Here is a 14830-nt window from a genome sequence, read left to right as displayed (position 1 = left end):
CGGGCTTTTTTATGTGTTATTGAGAGTGAACGGGCTACGAAGTTAGCGCGTCTGCTGCTTTGATAATACCTTCAGCATCAAGACCATGCTCTTTGTACATCTCTTGCTGTGTTCCTTGCAAAATAAAACTGTCTGGCAAGCCAAGCATTTTGACGACTTTTAATACGCCATTTTGTTGCAGGTGCTCAAGTACAGCGCTTCCAGCACCGCCCATAATACAACCGTCCTCCAGAGTAATGATTGCGTTGTGCTCTTCTGCCGCCTTTAATACAGCGTCACCATCTAACGGTTTGACAAAACGCATATCAATAACAGTAGCATCTATGGCTTCTGCTGCTTCTAACGCATAAGGAAGCAAACATCCAAAGTTCAAGATGGCAATACTTTCAGCCTTTTCTTTTGATGATGTTCTGCAGGTACGAGACTTACCGATTTCTAGCATTGTCATCGTTTCATCTGGCGTTATACCCATACCAGCACCACGCGGATAACGCACAGCAGCAGGCTTTTGAAGCTTATGGCCAGTATAAAGCATCTGGCGACATTCATTTTCATCTGAAGGTGCCATTACTACCATATTCGGTATACAGCGTAGGAACGCGATATCAAATGCGCCTTGATGCGTCGGGCCGTCAGCACCAACAATACCTGCTCTGTCTATCGCGAACAGTACTGGAAGGTCCTGAATAGCGACATCATGGATAAGTTGGTCGTATGCGCGTTGTAAAAATGATGAATAAATGGCGACAACCGCGTTCATTCCATCTTTCGCAAGACCTGCACCGAACGTCACGGCGTGTTGCTCTGCTATTGCAACATCAAAATATTGTTCTGGAAAACGTTGTGAAAACTCAACCATACCAGAGCCTTCTCGCATGGCTAAGCGTAACTGCCATTAATTTGGGGTCTTGCGCAGCCATATCACATAACCACTTTCCAAAAATTGCCGAGTAGGTAGGTGCAGAAGGCTTTGATTTTGGTAGCGCATTGTCAGCCGGGTTGAACTTAGGTACGGCGTGGAACTTAATGGGGTCTTCTTCCGCTACTGCGTAGCCTTTACCTTTTTTAGTTACCACGTGTAAAAGTTGAGGACCTTCAAATTTACGCATATTGCGAAGTGTATCGACCACGGCATTAACGTCGTGCCCATCGATAGGGCCTATGTAATTAAAGCCCAGCTCTTCAAAGATAGTGCCGGGAACCACCATACCTTTGAGATGCTCTTCGGCGCGACTAGCGAACTCCTTAATAGGCGGTACGTTGCTCAACAGCTTTTTACCACCGTCACGGATAGAATTGAAAAAGTTGCCAGTAAGTAAGCGTGCAAGGTGACTGTTTAAAGCGCCGACATTTTCCGAAATCGACATCTCGTTGTCGTTTAGTACTACAACCATGTCTTTTTTAATATCGCCCGCATGGTTAAGCGCTTCAAATGCCATACCCGCAGTCATTGCGCCATCGCCAATAACAGCAACGACTTTGCGATCTTTGCCTTCTTTTTCTGCGGCAACAGCCATTCCTAGCGCAGCACTAATAGATGTCGACGAATGTCCAACGGCAAATGTGTCATAATCGCTTTCAGGCGGCCAAGGAAACGGATGTAGACCGTCTTTTTGACGGATGGTACTCATGCGTTCAGCTCGTCCCGTAAGGATTTTGTGTGGATAAGCTTGATGGCCAACATCCCATAACAGACGGTCGAAAGGCGTGTTATAGACGTAATGCAGTGCGACTGTAAGTTCAACCGTCCCCAAACCTGAGGCGAAATGCCCACTGGTTTGGCTTACACAGGTAAGTAAGTATTCACGTAACTCGTCAGATAGCTCGCGTAACTTTTCTTGTGGTAGCTGTCTTAAAGCCTCTGGCGTTTGCGCAAGCGCAAGCGTTGGGTAATGTTGGAGATCTAAACTCATGTACTTATTATCTTTTTCAACATGGCGCGTGGCTAATGGTCACGTTTTACCAAAAGCTCGCTAAACGCAATTAAACTATCTGTATTGTAGGGTAAACGCGACAAGGCTTGAAGTGCATTATTGTGAAGTAATTCTAACTCTTTTTTTGCACCGCCAAGGCCCAACTTGGCCGGAAAGGTATTTTTGCCTAGCGCTTGATCAGAACCAGCTGGTTTGCCGAGTTGTTCGCTGCTCCCTTCAACGTCAAGAATATCGTCTTGAACTTGAAATGCCAGTCCTATATCCGCTGCGAAGGCCATTAGGTCGTCCTTAGTTTGTTCGGATAACCCTTCACTTGCTATGGTGATCATTTCCACGCAAGCTTTCAACAATGCACCTATTTTTAGAGTGTGAAGACGTCTAAGCTCGTCAAGAGATATCGCTTTACCAGTGCTTGCCAAGTCAATGGCTTGTCCGCCACACATACCTGCATATCCAGCATTCTTGGCCAGAACAGACAGGAGCGCAGAACGCTTCGTTTGGGCGAACTCGCTGAGTTCAGCGTCAGCCAAAACACTAAAGGCTAATGCTTGTAAAGCATCACCAGCAAGTATTGCTGTGGCCTCGTCGAATGCAATATGACACGTAGGCATGCCTCTTCTGAGATCATCATCGTCCATCGCCGGTAAGTCATCGTGCACCAATGAGTAGGCATGAATGCACTCTATTGCCATGCTAATTGCCATTTGGTCTTTCTTTGGTACATCAAGCGTATTGCCGACTACTTGTACCAGTAGTGGACGCATGCGCTTGCCGCCAGCAAGCAATGCATGTCGCATCGCGTCTTTTAAACGCGGAGCGTAATTAGGCAGGTTATCAATCAGCATAAGAAGCGATGCATCAGTTTGTTGCTTTATTTGCTGATGCAAAACAGAAAAATTCATAGGGTACCTGTTATTCAAAAATGAATGCGTTAGGGCTGTTCACTTTCAGGGAGTGTTTTTAATGTATCATTGCCATGTTCACTGAGGAGTATTTTCACTTTTTGCTCAGCACTTTCTAGCGACTGTTGACCTTGGCGAGAAAGCGCGATACCACGCTCAAACTTTTCTAATGCTTTATTGAGTGGTAAATCACCATTTTCCATTTCATTTACGATGCTTTCTAATTCGGATAGCGTCTCTTCAAATGAAGGAGCATCTTTTTCATTCGTCATAAAAATCACTCAATGTGGTCATCAAAATACATGTACGCGCACATTAACCGAGGGGTGCAAAAGGGTCAAATGGTTTGTCCGTATATTGCTCATAACTCATGCTAGTAGGCCTTGTTGGCACACATTTTACGCGTTTCAAACGCGCTTCTGGGGCCTGGCATTGGTTAATATAGAAAATCAACTAGCTTGTTGGCATTTACATCAAACATAAACGCAAAGAAGCGTCATCATGTTTGTATGCTATAGTCGTGAAAGAGGCGAATCAGTGTGGCGAAGGCCATGAGGGTCTAATGTCACGCTTGAATAAATGTGATATTTTTCAATAATGTTGTTTTAGAATTTTAACACTTTGCCGATAGAATACATGTACATCAATAGCACTGTCTGCACATAAATGAGGAAGAGTGAGTGGATTTAGCAACCGTCATAGGTATGTTGGGCGCCATTGGTTTCATAGTTATGGCTATGATTCTGGGCGGCAGCATGAGCATGTTTATAGACGTGCAATCAATACTTATCGTTTTCGGTGGAACCTTATTCGTTGTTTTGTCTCAGTTCACGCTTGGCCAGTTTTTCGGCGCGGGGAAAGTGGCGGGTAAGGCGTTTATGTTCAAAATTGAGTCGCCCGAAGAGCTTATTGAAAAAATTGTAGAGATGGCGGATGCGGCTCGTAAAGGTGGCTTTCTAGCGTTAGAAGAAGCAGAAATATCCAATGAGTTTATGCAAAAAGGCGTAGACATGTTAGTTGATGGTCACGATATAGAAGTAGTTCGAGAAACACTGTCTAAGGATATATCGATGACCAGTGAGCGACACGACTTTGGTGCTTCAATCTTCAAGGGTATGGGAGATGTTGCGCCAGCGATGGGCATGATTGGTACCCTGATTGGTTTGGTAGCGATGCTATCAAATATGGACGACCCTAAAGCAATCGGTCCTGCGATGGCTGTGGCACTTCTAACCACGCTCTATGGTGCTTTCTTTGCAAACGTAGTGTGTTTGCCAATTGCGTTTAAGCTTGCTGTACGTGCAGGGGAAGAAAAGCTTAATCAAAGTCTAGTGCTTGATGGCATTGTCGGCATTGCTGATGGCCAGAACCCTCGCGTTATCGAAGGCGTACTGAAAAACTATCTTGCTGCCAGTAAACGAGGCGCTGCCGAGGAAGAATAATGGCCGAAGAAGAATGCCCAAAATGCCCCCCCGAAGGGCTACCCGCTTGGATGGGAACATTCGCAGACCTAATGTCTCTGCTTATGTGCTTCTTTGTACTGTTGCTGTCTTTTTCCGAAATGGACGTGCTCAAGTTTAAACAAATAGCGGGGTCAATGAAATTCGCATTCGGCGTACAGAACAAGATTGAAGTTAAGGATATACCGAAAGGTACTAGCGTTATCGCAATGGAGTTTAGGCCAGGCAAGCCTGACCCCACACCCATAGAGTCAATCCAACAACAAACCATTGAAATGACCCAGCAGATGCTTGAGTTTCAAGCGGGTGATGAGGACTCTGCAGGAGGCCGTCAAAAACAGCGGGGAGAACAAAGGGGAGGTCAGTCGCAACAAACTGCAAATGAGTCTGCATCTTCTGCTGAGCAAAGTTCTGACCAATCCCAAAACGCTGAGTTAATGAAAAAGATTGCACAGCAACTGCAAAAACAAATATTAGATGGTTCAATAGAGTTAGAGTCGCTTGGACAACAAATTACTATTCGCATTCAAGAAAATGGTTCTTTTTCAGCGGGGTCCGCATTTCTTCAGCCCCAATTTCAACCTATTTTGAGAAAAATAGGTGTGCTATTGGCTGACGTTCCCGGCGAAATTGAAATATCTGGGCATAGTGATGGGCAACACATCGCGAATGAGCTGTATCGCTCTAACTGGGACCTTTCTTCACAAAGGGCTGTAGCGGTAGCTGAGGCGATGCGTACAGCCCCAGGTTTTGATGAAAGCCGAATGTCTGTAGTGGGGAAAGCGGATACTAATCCCGTTGTCGAAAACGCTACTACCGCTGTGGACAGGGCGAAAAATCGACGGGTAGAGATAAATATTAATCAGGGTAAGCCCATGTTGTCCAAACCCATATCTGTCGTTGAAGAGTAATCCTTTTCTTACAACACAAAAAAAGGCGCGATCGTTGATGATTGGCGCCTTTTTTAGTTTAGAAATACTCTGTTGTGCTAAAGCTCTAGCGAGTTGGAAGGGCTCTGTAATGCGGTTTGGAGATCACCAATTGGACAGTGCTAATGGTGCGCTCTAGAAAACCACCTTCACAATATTTTAGGTAGTACGTCCACATTCTCATAAATCGTTCATCATACCCATCCTTCATTAGCTCGTCTTTTGCAGATACAAACGCTTCATACCAATGATTAAGGGTTTTTGCGTAATCAATACCTATGTCATGAAGGTCTCTGATCATCATGTCTGTATGCTTTTTGAGGTGCGCATTAAGTTGGTATTGGGAGGGTAAAAAGCCACCTGGGAAAATATATTTCTGTATAAAGTCAACGCTATTGGCGTAACTGTCGTAGCGACGGTCATCGATGGTGATTGACTGTAATAACATCAAGCCGTTGTCTTTTAATAACGACGAGCACTTTTCAAAGAAATTACCTAAAAACTGTTTGCCCACCGCCTCGATCATTTCAATAGATACCAGTTTGTCAAACTGTCCCTCGAGAAGTCGGTAGTCATTTTTGAGTAGTGTAACTTTCTCTGACAACCCCTCTCGAGCAATCCACGACTGAGCCCAAGCGTATTGCTCTTCAGAAATAGTCGTCGTCGTTACTTTACACCCATAATGCTTCGCTGCATAAACGGCAAGTCCACCCCAGCCTGTACCAATTTCTATGAGATGATCTGACTCCTTCAACTGAAGCTTGTCACAAATGCTTTTCAGCTTATAGTTTTGCGCCTCATTAAGCGTGCTGTTGACGTCTGGATAGATAGCTGATGAATACATCATGGTTGGGTCTAGAAAGCGTGTGTAGAGCTTATTACCTAAATCATAATGCGCTTCAATGTTCTTTTTCGCTTGATCTCGAGTATTGCGTCGAGTGAAGTGTTGTAATTTGTTGATTGGCATTGATAGCCACTTAAATTTACTTTCCCACTCGTCAAGGGTAGGGAGGTTCCTCGCGAAGATGCGCACTACAGCTGTCACATCATCGCTATCCCATAAGTCATCCATAAACGCTTCATAAGCACCCACACTGCCGCCGAGTAAAAGGCGTCTATAAGCGCTCACATCCTTAATATTAACAGTTGCGGCTAACTCGTCATGTTTATTGCCGAATTGCGCAATCACATCGCCACACTCTTGGATTGTAAGGCTGCCATGTGGAAGGTGTTTCAGACATTGTAGGAATAGTGTTCTACAGGTCTTATCAACAAATGAAACCTCTGAAGTCGTTAGTAGTACAGATTCACCGAAAGACATTTTTATTGTTCCTGACTTTTTTCTGGGTGTGAATACAGTGGAGTTCGCTTAAGGAATAATTTGAGCGCTTGCCAGTATATCCCAACCACTGTTTTTATTGTCATACTTGGTATACGTTTCATGACATCGGATAGATTTGTATTATCTAGCTTAATTTTAGTTAAGTTGATGCCAGCACTAAATTCTTTGTCACTTCGCACGCAGTCCATTGCCAATGATAGTCTATTATTTGGCTGCGAAATTCGCCATTTATATGTCATATCCATGGGGTTGAAAGGTGACACGTGAAACGTTTTTGGCGTCTCAGCTTGTATCGCTAAATCAACCAGGTAGTGATGACGTTCGTTCCATGGCGTATTGCTGACCTCGGCCAGCATGTGTGTGAAGTGCCCTTCGTTGTTGCGAAGGTAATAAAAATTCACGGGACTAAAGTACATGCCCCACATACGTAATTGGCCCAACATAAAGACGTCACCAGTAAGCGCGACACCATTATTTAGGCTTTTCATTTTTTTGAGAACGGCGTCTGACAATGAGCAGTTTTGAGGACCTAAGTAATCGCTTCGTTTAAAACGTACTCTTGCTTTTTTACCGATAGAGAAATGTGACAATGAGGCGTCTAGCTCCGCCATTTCTCCATCTGTGAGTTTTAACCAAAACAGATAAATGTCGTAATCGAATTTATGTTGAGTGGGCTTAAATCGCTCATGGTAGACTTTGCCTTTGTAGATAGCACTCTCTATCACAGGGATTCACCAAACCGCTCGCAAACGTCTAGTGCACTGCGAACACCATCTTCATGAAAACCGTTGTACCAATAAGCACCGCAAAAATGTAGATTATCCACACCGCAAATTTTGCTGCGTTGTTGTTGTGCAGCAACCATTTCTGCGCTGTATTGTGGATGAGCATAGTCGTATCGCCCTAAAATACTCGCTGGCGTAATTTCATCGGTATTATTTAATGTCACACAATAGGTATTAGGAACATTCAGACGCTGCAATATATTCATGTTGTAGGTGACGGAGGCCGGGCGCATTTCCTCGCTAGTATCCTCTTTTAACCGATAATTCCAGCTTGCCCACGCTAGTTTTCGCTTTGGCAATTGACCGACATCTTTATGCATTACCACATCATTGCTCGCATAGGGAATATTTCCGAGTACCGTTTTGTGCGCATCAGAAGGTGCGTCAATCATTTTGAGCGCCTGGTCGCTATGGCATGCAAACACTACCTCATCAAACAAAGCAGAGTTGTTTTGCGAATCGACAACCTTCCATTGTTGTTCCTGCTTTACGACAGACACTACACCGCAGGATAGCTTAATCTTCGTCTTGAAATCCGCGATTAATGGTTCGATATACTGGCTAGAACCTCCTTTAATGGTGTACCACTGAGGGCGGTCAGTAATGTTGAGTAGTCCATGATTATTGAAAAATTGAAGGAAGAATGTGAGCGGGAAACGTCGTGTTTGTTCGAGGCTGCTTGACCATATAGCGGCGCACATCGGAAGAATATAATAGCGTGCGAAGTCATCGCTTAACTTCAATTCTTCAATGACATCCTGCAGGGTGAGCGTAGAGGTATCTTTATTATCTGCAACCATTTGCTTACAAGCTCTATTGAATTTTAGTATATCCCTGACTATCCGCCAAAAACGCGGGCGCAGAATATTACGTCTCTGGGCAAAAAGGCTGTTTAGATTATTGCCATTGTATTCTAAGTTTGCAGGTTTACTTGTAACCGAAAAACTCATTTCGGTCGGTTGAAAATCTACGCCTAGCTTTGTGATAAGTTTGATGAAATTAGGGTAGGTCCAATCATTAAAAACTATAAAACCTGTATCTATGTGATGTGTTTGCCCGTCATCTTCAATTTGCTTAGTCGCCGTGTGACCGCCGATATAGTCATTAGCTTCATAAACGGTTATATCATGATTTCTGTTGAGCAAGTATGCACACGTTAAACCTGATACACCTGTTCCAACAATTGCTATTTTTTTTGTCATTAAATTGTCTCTTATTTTTCTTCTCTCATTGCCAAAGACAACCGTTTCTTGATGGGTGTTGGCAGAATATTCATGAACCGTAAAATCAATCCAAATACGCGAGGAAAGAAAACGGTTTGTTTATTACTTTCTATTCCTTTGAGCATGGACTCAGCAGCTTCGGAAGACGTTATCTTCATCGGCATCTCGAAATCGTTCTTATCTGTTAAAGGCGTCTCAACAAAACCCGGCGAAACCGCCTGCACGTGAATGCCTTTGTCGTGTAAGTCGACCTCAAGTGATTTGGTAAAATAGTGCAGTGCAGCTTTGCTCGCTCCATATGCCTGAGAGCGGGTGAAGGGAAGAAGCCGCGCCATGCTGTCGACGATAACAAGTTTGTCGCCTCGTTTCAGTTTAGGAATTAAGGCGTCTACGCAGTTTACTACGCCAAAAAAATTAGGTTCGAAAACGCGTCGAAACATCTCTGGCTCAAAATCATCGACATCGACATACTCGCAGGTCCCTGCATTTAGTACCGCAATATCGAATTCTAGTGATCGCAACGCTTGGCGTGTTTCTTCAAGTTCGGTTACGTCAAATTGACAGGCCTCGATATTAGGGTGCTCGGCGAGGCTTGATAATGCGTCTTTATTTCGTCCACATGCAATTACGTTATAGTTGCTACTCGCCGCATGTTCAGCTAGTGCTTTTCCAATACCGGATGTTGCGCCAGTTATTAAAATTGTCTTCACGAGGCGAGCCTTCCTTTTATCTTTTTAATCACAAAACCTAACAGAGGTACGTGCTCGTATACCATTTCGCCCACATCGTAATAATCTTTATGATAGACAATGATGTCATCTTTAACGCCTAACTGTGTTGTCCCATCTAATGTGATGAGCTTGTCACCTTTATTAAGGGTTAGTGCCATCGTCCAATTTACGACATGTGTAACCTTTGAGTCATTTGATTCACAACAAAGCACATGTGCAATATCGAATTTGCAGCTTTTTGCTTGTATAAGAAGGTTATCAAAATAGTCCTTTACTTCATTAAGCCCGTGATGTGTTGTAATCGGGTCAATAAATAGCACGTTATCAGCATAGATAGTGGCTAAGTCATCTGGTGAGATTTGACAGATATCCGTGTAAATTTTACAAAAGCGACTGATTACATTCATTGCAGACTTCCTTCACCTACGTAAAAAAACAAAAAATTTAATGTTTCACCCATAGAACGGAAAACCAGTGTTGCTTTTTTTTCAAGAGTGATGTTTTTTTGCTCTTCTCGCAAGTCTTTGATTTGACTATTTCATTTTTTCTAGTCTTTTCATTTACAAGTTTATTAGCCCCAGAGATCAATTGTGTCAGTGATTAAGTGTGAAAATTTTTCACATTCGATCCAATACGTACTCACTTTCGTAAGCAGGTATGTGTAATCGGAAGTGAATTTTATGACTGAAGAACGTTTTCCATTATTTCCATTGTCTGCCCATCTTTTACCGGAGGGGCGTATGGCGTTGCGTATTTTTGAGCCGCGGTATTTAAGGATGGTTAAAGAAGCATGCGCCGAAAACAAAGGCTTTGTCATGTGTATGCTTAACGCAAACGGTGACAAAGATAAGAATGAGCACATTCATAAAATAGGTACGATGGCGAGCGTTATTGATTTCGATATGTTGGATGACGGCCTGCTTGGCATAAAGGTTGCTGGTTCTCAGCTAGTTGAAGTGTCAGATATTAAAACCGAGAAAGACGGTTTGCGGACAGGTAGCTGTCAATCTATAGCACAATGGGATTGTGCATTAGCGCCTCAACAACTCGCACCTATGGACGAGAGGCTGAAAGAGATATTCAGTGATTACGAAGAATTAGCTCTATTGTATGATGCGCCTAAATTTGATTGCCCGAACTGGGTGTTAAATAGATGGTTAGAACTATTACCTGTAGACGGCGCTCAAAAGCAACATTTCTTAGCACAGAAAGAATGTACTGGCTTGTTGCACTATTTGTCTGCTCTAATTGCTTAGAGTGTGTCAAGTTAAATAACTGCAAAAATTCGAGCATTACAAAAACGTAATTGAATATAGCGAACAATCAAAGCCATTTCACCGTAGAATGACAATACCAAAACAGAAAGGCGGACGATAAGTATGTTAGTTGGAATTCCACTGGAACAAAGTAACAGCACAATCAAACCTAAAGAATGTGCAACTGAAATGTCTGATTATCTTGTAGCGGTTGCTAATGACAGATGCAAACGGTCATTCGCTAGCGTATTCAATTACTTCGCTCCACGGCTGCGCTCTTATGCACTGAAGCAAATGGGCAATGAGGCTTTAGCGATGGAACTGGTTCAAGACACAATGTCGAACGTGTGGCAAAAAGCGCATTTGTTCAACGCTGAGAAAGGTTCACCTTCGACATGGATCTTCACGATTGCGCGTAACATCCGTTTTGATATGCTAAGAAAGTTACAGAATAGAAAAGAAGATGTGTGTTCTGATGACCTGTGGCCTGTTCTTTGTGAACAAACGCCAGACCAAAACGAAACGTCACTTGATGAGCAAGTAACACTTGAACAAATTGGTCATTTATTTGAGTCACTGCCTTTAAAACAAAAAGCGGTAGTAGAAGCAATATATATTGACGGAAAATCTCAACAGGAGGTGGCTGATGAGCTGCTGATTCCGCTTGGAACGGTTAAATCACGCACTCGTCTTGCACTTCAGCGTCTTAAGGTAATGCTAAGCGACAATGATTAAGTTTCATCCAACGCATCAACAATTGAGTGAATTTGTCGAGGGAAGTCTTTCTCCTGCAATCTCTTTGATGGTTGCTGCACACTGCGACATGTGTGAAAAATGTCGTCTTCGTGTCGAGCTGGAAACAGAGGCGTTGGCTGAAGAATTACTAAGTAGTGCGCCGTCAAGCGCAGATAGCCAAATGGTCTTTGGCGACATGTTAGCTAATATTACGAGCTCGCCTTCTAAAAATAGTACCTCTGAGCTAATCCAAGGAAGTATTGAAGACGACAATAGGTTATTTGAGCGCCCTATAAATAAAGTGGGTGTTCAAGCAAAAGACGTTACGTCGATAGAGCTTGACGGTCGTAGATTCGAATTACCGTCGACACTACACAGGTACACGAAAAAAACTGGCGGGTGGTCCAGCTTGGTAGGGAAGTTGTGGCAGGCGCCTGTAGATTTAGGAAATCAGGGCGTAGCTAACTTTATCTATATGGCACAAGGTGGAAGCGTACCAGAGCATACCCATCGCGGCACAGAATACACCTTAGTTATCGATGGTGAATTTAGTGACGGTTTAAATCACTATGACACCTAGCGACTTCATTTTCATGGACGGTGAAAAAACGCATACACCTCGCGCCGATACAAAAGAAGGGTGTTTGGTTTTTAGTATCGTAGATCAACCACTTCATTTCACATCGGGTCTTGCAAGGCTGCTAAACCCCTTCAGTCATTTGTTTTTCAGATAACGCATAGAATATACTGAAACAAAAAACGCACTTAAAAGTGCGTTTTTTATTCTAGATACTAACTTAAGAATTCGCTTTCTGGATAATTAAGTCTCAGTGTTTTCAGTGCGTTTTCTCTTAGTTCATCAAGTCCCAATTGTTCGTAGCTTGATACCATGATTTCAAGCGCTTGTTGAACTTGGGTTGTATTTGGAAAGTGCTCGATAACGTAGCGACCGCGATTAGCTGCTGCAACGTACGCTTGTCTTCTCATGTAAAAACGCGCAATGGCAATTTCATAACGCGCCAAACGGTCCTTGATGTAGACCATACGTTGTTTGGCGTCCGCAGCGTACTTGCTGTCTGGGTACTGTTGGATAAGGCGACGAAAATCTTCAAAGGCTTGACGTGATTTACTTGGATCTCTGTCTGTTCGATCAATATTCATCAGTTCTTGGAACAGATTGCTATCAGATTCCATGTTGGTTAAGCCGCGCATATAAAACGCATAATCCACGTCAGAGTGATTAGGATTTAGCCTGATGAATCTATCTATGGTCGCCAATGTTTCATCAATTTTTCCTGACTTATAGTAGCTATAAATCATATCAAGCTGAACTTGATGCGACAAAGGACCGAAAGGATAGCGTGAATCCAACGCACTCAGTGTTTGTGAAGCGGCTGTGAAATTGCCCACTTCCATGCTTTGTTTGGCGCTGTCGTAGAGTTGCTGCGCGCCCATGTTCGCTAAAACTGCTTTTTCTTCATTATCTGAAGAGCTGCAGCCTGTGACAGATATCACTGCACCTAACAATACTGGTGCGAGTAAACGAAATGATTTCATAATAATTCTAGATTCCTGCTAAACAGTTTAATACTTCGCTGTCTAAGCTCACGTGTTAAACAACAACACTTTAATTGCATTCTAACGCACTAACGGTGAGAAAAACCATACAAAAACGTAAACAAGGCAGTGTACAGCGTGAATACTTGTTATAATACTCTTTTTTAGACGTTAACAATGGTGTTATGACACAGTCACTCAACACAATACAATTAGAAGCTTCAACGGAAGCTGCGCATTTTGGTTTACGCTTAGATCAAGTTTTAGCTGATTTGTTCCCGGAATATTCGCGTTCTAAGTTAAAAACTTGGATTCAAGAAGGTAATGTAGCGGTAAACGGGGAAGTCATTACAGTACCACGCCATAAAATGGAGATGGACGAAGTGGTAACAGTAAAGGCTGAGATGGATGTTCAAGTAACCAGTGAAGCACAAGACATTGCTTTAAATATCGTTTACGAAGACGATCATATTTTAGTCATCAATAAGCCGTCTGACCTTGTTGTGCATCCTGGCGCTGGCAACCCTAGTGGGACAGTACTAAACGCGTTGTTAAATCATGTTCCAGAAATCGACAAAGTCCCCCGTGCTGGTATCGTTCATAGACTTGATAAAGATACGACAGGTTTAATGGTAGTGGCCAAAACAGTGCCTGCCCAAACTCATCTAGTGGACCAGTTGCAACGTCGAGAAATGAGTCGTGAATATGAAGCGGTGGCGTTGGGAACCATGGTTGCTGGTGGTATTGTTGATGCCCCTATTGGAAGACATGCAACAAAACGTACTCATATGGCCGTTCGTGAAATGGGCAAACTGACTGTTACTCACTATCGTGTTATTGAAAAATTCCGAGCTTATACGCACTTACGTTTGAAGCTAGAAACAGGCCGAACCCACCAAATACGTGTGCACATGGCGCATATCAAACACCCATTGTTAGGTGACCAAGTTTATGGTGGTCGTCCACGCTTACCGAAAGGCGCATCAGAAGAGTTCATAGGGACACTGAGAGGGTTCCAGAGACAAGCGCTTCATGCTGCACAACTATCACTGTTTCATCCTGAAACTGAAGAGTGGATGACCTGGAAGGCACCTCTGCCTGAAGATATGCAAAAATTGCTAAAAGCAGTGAAGAAAGATACTGAGGATAATCCCCAGGACATGTTGTAATAGAATGTCTGAATCTAGCTTAGTCATCACGCCCCAATGGAATAGCCCAAAGCATATTGTCGCATATACCAGTACGCGCCAGGGCGGGGTGAGTACTGGTGACCTTGATGGCCTTAATGTTGGGGCGCATGTTGGTGATGACTTGTTACTAGTTAAAGCAAACAGAGCGCTGCTTCCCTATCATGAAAAACTGTCTTGGCTTGAGCAAGTTCATTCAAACAAAGTTGTGGTGCTGCCCTCTGCCGATACCACAGCAGATGCGGCCTACTCCTCATCCTCAGCATGTTTTTGTGCAGTGATGACGGCAGACTGTGTGCCAATTCTGCTGTGTGATAATGAGGGAAAGGAAGTGGCTGCGGTACACGGCGGTTGGAAGGGACTTGAAAGTGGCGTGATTGCTAATACGATTTCACAATTTAATGCTGCGCCAAGCAGTATCATGGCATGGATTGGCCCTGCGATTTGTCAGCGCTGCTATGAAGTCGACCAACACCTTGCCGAGGTGTTTGTAGCGTATCCAGACGCGCTTCTGAAAAGTTCGAGTACTGGAAAATTTCTCTTAGATTTACCTGCAATTGCGAAAGCACAGTTGGTTGCATTAGGGTTAACTGATGTAGTGAGTAGTAATTTGTGTACGTACTGTGAGCAAGAGCAATTCTACTCCCATCGCTTGGCAACGCATCGAGGAAAACGCGCAACAGGGCGTATAGTCAGTGTCATCGGTATTACAGAGCGTTGAATTTGTTTTAAATCAAATTTCTATGCGCTTTTGTTATCTTTTTGACTAAGATTGCATTTAACTACTTG

The 14830-nt window shown here is 43.5% G+C and carries 14 protein-coding genes and 2 pseudogenes; 7 read left to right on the top strand and 9 right to left on the bottom strand.

The features are described from left to right. Positions 1-34 precede the first annotated feature (34 nt). The 3 genes and pseudogenes from dxs to xseB form a co-directional block, all read right to left on the bottom strand. A pseudogene (gene dxs, locus V6N89_RS14115) lies at positions 35-1913 on the bottom strand (1-deoxy-D-xylulose-5-phosphate synthase). A gap of 32 nt (positions 1914-1945) precedes the next feature. Continuing rightward, positions 1946-2836 (bottom strand): farnesyl diphosphate synthase, encoded by an 891-nt coding sequence (locus V6N89_RS14110; protein ID WP_346992837.1) that lies wholly within the window; start codon positions 2834-2836, stop codon positions 1946-1948. A gap of 29 nt (positions 2837-2865) precedes the next feature. Further along, positions 2866-3108 (bottom strand): exodeoxyribonuclease VII small subunit, encoded by a 243-nt coding sequence (gene xseB / locus V6N89_RS14105; RefSeq protein ID WP_338518127.1) that lies wholly within the window; start codon positions 3106-3108, stop codon positions 2866-2868. Positions 3109-3516: 408 nt separating this feature from the next. Between xseB and pomA the strand changes: the two genes are divergently transcribed. Continuing rightward, positions 3517-4278: a flagellar motor protein PomA gene (gene pomA, locus V6N89_RS14100; RefSeq protein ID WP_338518126.1), complete on the top strand. Its 762-nt coding sequence runs from the start codon at positions 3517-3519 to the stop codon at positions 4276-4278. Beyond that, positions 4278-5207 carry a flagellar motor protein MotB gene (locus V6N89_RS14095; protein WP_338518125.1) on the top strand — a complete coding sequence of 310 codons (930 nt, stop codon included), beginning with the start codon at positions 4278-4280 and terminating at the stop codon, positions 5205-5207. The genes pomA and V6N89_RS14095 overlap by 1 nt, the downstream gene beginning before the upstream one ends. Positions 5208-5292: 85 nt before the next feature. Here the strand turns inward: V6N89_RS14095 and V6N89_RS14090 are convergent, their stop codons facing one another. Genes V6N89_RS14090 through V6N89_RS14070 form a run of 5 tightly spaced genes read right to left on the bottom strand, consistent with a single transcriptional unit; the run spans position 5293 to position 9713 of the window. Further along, entirely contained in the window at positions 5293-6546 is a 1254-nt protein-coding gene (locus V6N89_RS14090) for a cyclopropane-fatty-acyl-phospholipid synthase family protein (protein WP_346992836.1), read from the bottom strand. Positions 6547-6548: 2 nt separating this feature from the next. Beyond that, positions 6549-7292, bottom strand: a complete 744-nt coding sequence (locus V6N89_RS14085) for a DUF1365 domain-containing protein (RefSeq protein WP_338518124.1) — start codon at positions 7290-7292, stop codon at positions 6549-6551. After that, positions 7289-8554: an NAD(P)/FAD-dependent oxidoreductase gene (locus V6N89_RS14080; RefSeq protein WP_338518123.1), complete on the bottom strand. Its 1266-nt coding sequence runs from the start codon at positions 8552-8554 to the stop codon at positions 7289-7291. Before V6N89_RS14080 ends, V6N89_RS14085 begins: the two co-directional genes overlap by 4 nt. A gap of 11 nt (positions 8555-8565) precedes the next feature. Continuing rightward, positions 8566-9285, bottom strand: a complete 720-nt coding sequence (locus tag V6N89_RS14075; protein ID WP_338518122.1) for an SDR family NAD(P)-dependent oxidoreductase — start codon at positions 9283-9285, stop codon at positions 8566-8568. Next, positions 9282-9713 (bottom strand): nuclear transport factor 2 family protein, encoded by a 432-nt coding sequence (locus V6N89_RS14070; RefSeq protein WP_338518121.1) that lies wholly within the window; start codon positions 9711-9713, stop codon positions 9282-9284. The genes V6N89_RS14075 and V6N89_RS14070 overlap by 4 nt, the downstream gene beginning before the upstream one ends. 273 nt (positions 9714-9986) lie before the next feature. Here V6N89_RS14070 and V6N89_RS14065 point away from each other — a divergent pair, with 273 nt between their 5' ends. The 3 genes and pseudogenes from V6N89_RS14065 to V6N89_RS14055 all read left to right on the top strand — a co-directional run bounded on the left by V6N89_RS14065 (position 9987) and on the right by V6N89_RS14055 (position 12031). After that, positions 9987-10562 (top strand): LON peptidase substrate-binding domain-containing protein, encoded by a 576-nt coding sequence (locus V6N89_RS14065; RefSeq protein ID WP_338518120.1) that lies wholly within the window; start codon positions 9987-9989, stop codon positions 10560-10562. A 123-nt stretch (positions 10563-10685) separates the two neighbouring features. Next, positions 10686-11297 (top strand): sigma-70 family RNA polymerase sigma factor, encoded by a 612-nt coding sequence (locus V6N89_RS14060; RefSeq protein WP_338518119.1) that lies wholly within the window; start codon positions 10686-10688, stop codon positions 11295-11297. Next, positions 11290-12031, top strand: a pseudogene (locus tag V6N89_RS14055) (cupin domain-containing protein). The gene V6N89_RS14060 and the pseudogene V6N89_RS14055 overlap by 8 nt, the downstream one beginning before the upstream one ends. A 58-nt stretch (positions 12032-12089) precedes the next feature. On the opposite strand, the gene V6N89_RS14050 reads toward V6N89_RS14055, so the two are convergent. Continuing rightward, the gene (locus tag V6N89_RS14050) at positions 12090-12854 is read right to left on the bottom strand and encodes an outer membrane protein assembly factor BamD (RefSeq protein WP_338518118.1); all 765 of its coding nucleotides are present in this window, start codon (positions 12852-12854) and stop codon (positions 12090-12092) included. A 185-nt stretch (positions 12855-13039) separates the two neighbouring features. Here V6N89_RS14050 and rluD point away from each other — a divergent pair, with 185 nt between their 5' ends. Together rluD and pgeF are read left to right on the top strand one after the other, a co-directional pair. Further along, positions 13040-14023 (top strand): 23S rRNA pseudouridine(1911/1915/1917) synthase RluD, encoded by a 984-nt coding sequence (gene rluD / locus V6N89_RS14045; RefSeq protein ID WP_346992835.1) that lies wholly within the window; start codon positions 13040-13042, stop codon positions 14021-14023. Between the two features lie 4 nt (positions 14024-14027). After that, positions 14028-14762 (top strand): peptidoglycan editing factor PgeF, encoded by a 735-nt coding sequence (pgeF, locus tag V6N89_RS14040; RefSeq protein WP_338518117.1) that lies wholly within the window; start codon positions 14028-14030, stop codon positions 14760-14762. Positions 14763-14830: the final 68 nt, after the last annotated feature.

The organism is Alteromonas gracilis (genome assembly GCF_036870955.2).
In the GTDB taxonomy this organism is placed as follows: domain Bacteria; phylum Pseudomonadota; class Gammaproteobacteria; order Enterobacterales; family Alteromonadaceae; genus Alteromonas; species Alteromonas gracilis_A.
The sequence above is the reverse complement of the archived record's forward strand: the minus strand, read 5'-3'. Positions and strand labels throughout refer to the sequence as shown.

Excerpts from the sequence above, each read along its gene's own strand:
- V6N89_RS14065 (WP_338518120.1), top strand. The coding sequence starts at position 9,987 with ATGACTGAAGAACGTTTTCCATTATTTCCATTGTCTGCCCATCTTTTA.
- V6N89_RS14110 (WP_346992837.1), bottom strand. The coding sequence starts at position 2,836 with ATGAATTTTTCTGTTTTGCATCAGCAAATAAAGCAACAAACTGATGCA.
- xseB (WP_338518127.1), bottom strand. The coding sequence starts at position 3,108 with ATGACGAATGAAAAAGATGCTCCTTCATTTGAAGAGACGCTATCCGAA.
- V6N89_RS14090 (WP_346992836.1), bottom strand. The coding sequence starts at position 6,546 with ATGTCTTTCGGTGAATCTGTACTACTAACGACTTCAGAGGTTTCATTT.
- rluD (WP_346992835.1), top strand. The coding sequence starts at position 13,040 with ATGACACAGTCACTCAACACAATACAATTAGAAGCTTCAACGGAAGCT.
- V6N89_RS14080 (WP_338518123.1), bottom strand. The coding sequence starts at position 8,554 with ATGACAAAAAAAATAGCAATTGTTGGAACAGGTGTATCAGGTTTAACG.
- V6N89_RS14095 (WP_338518125.1), top strand. The coding sequence starts at position 4,278 with ATGGCCGAAGAAGAATGCCCAAAATGCCCCCCCGAAGGGCTACCCGCT.
- V6N89_RS14070 (WP_338518121.1), bottom strand. The coding sequence starts at position 9,713 with ATGAATGTAATCAGTCGCTTTTGTAAAATTTACACGGATATCTGTCAA.
- V6N89_RS14060 (WP_338518119.1), top strand. The coding sequence starts at position 10,686 with ATGTTAGTTGGAATTCCACTGGAACAAAGTAACAGCACAATCAAACCT.
- V6N89_RS14050 (WP_338518118.1), bottom strand. The coding sequence starts at position 12,854 with ATGAAATCATTTCGTTTACTCGCACCAGTATTGTTAGGTGCAGTGATA.
- pgeF (WP_338518117.1), top strand. The coding sequence starts at position 14,028 with ATGTCTGAATCTAGCTTAGTCATCACGCCCCAATGGAATAGCCCAAAG.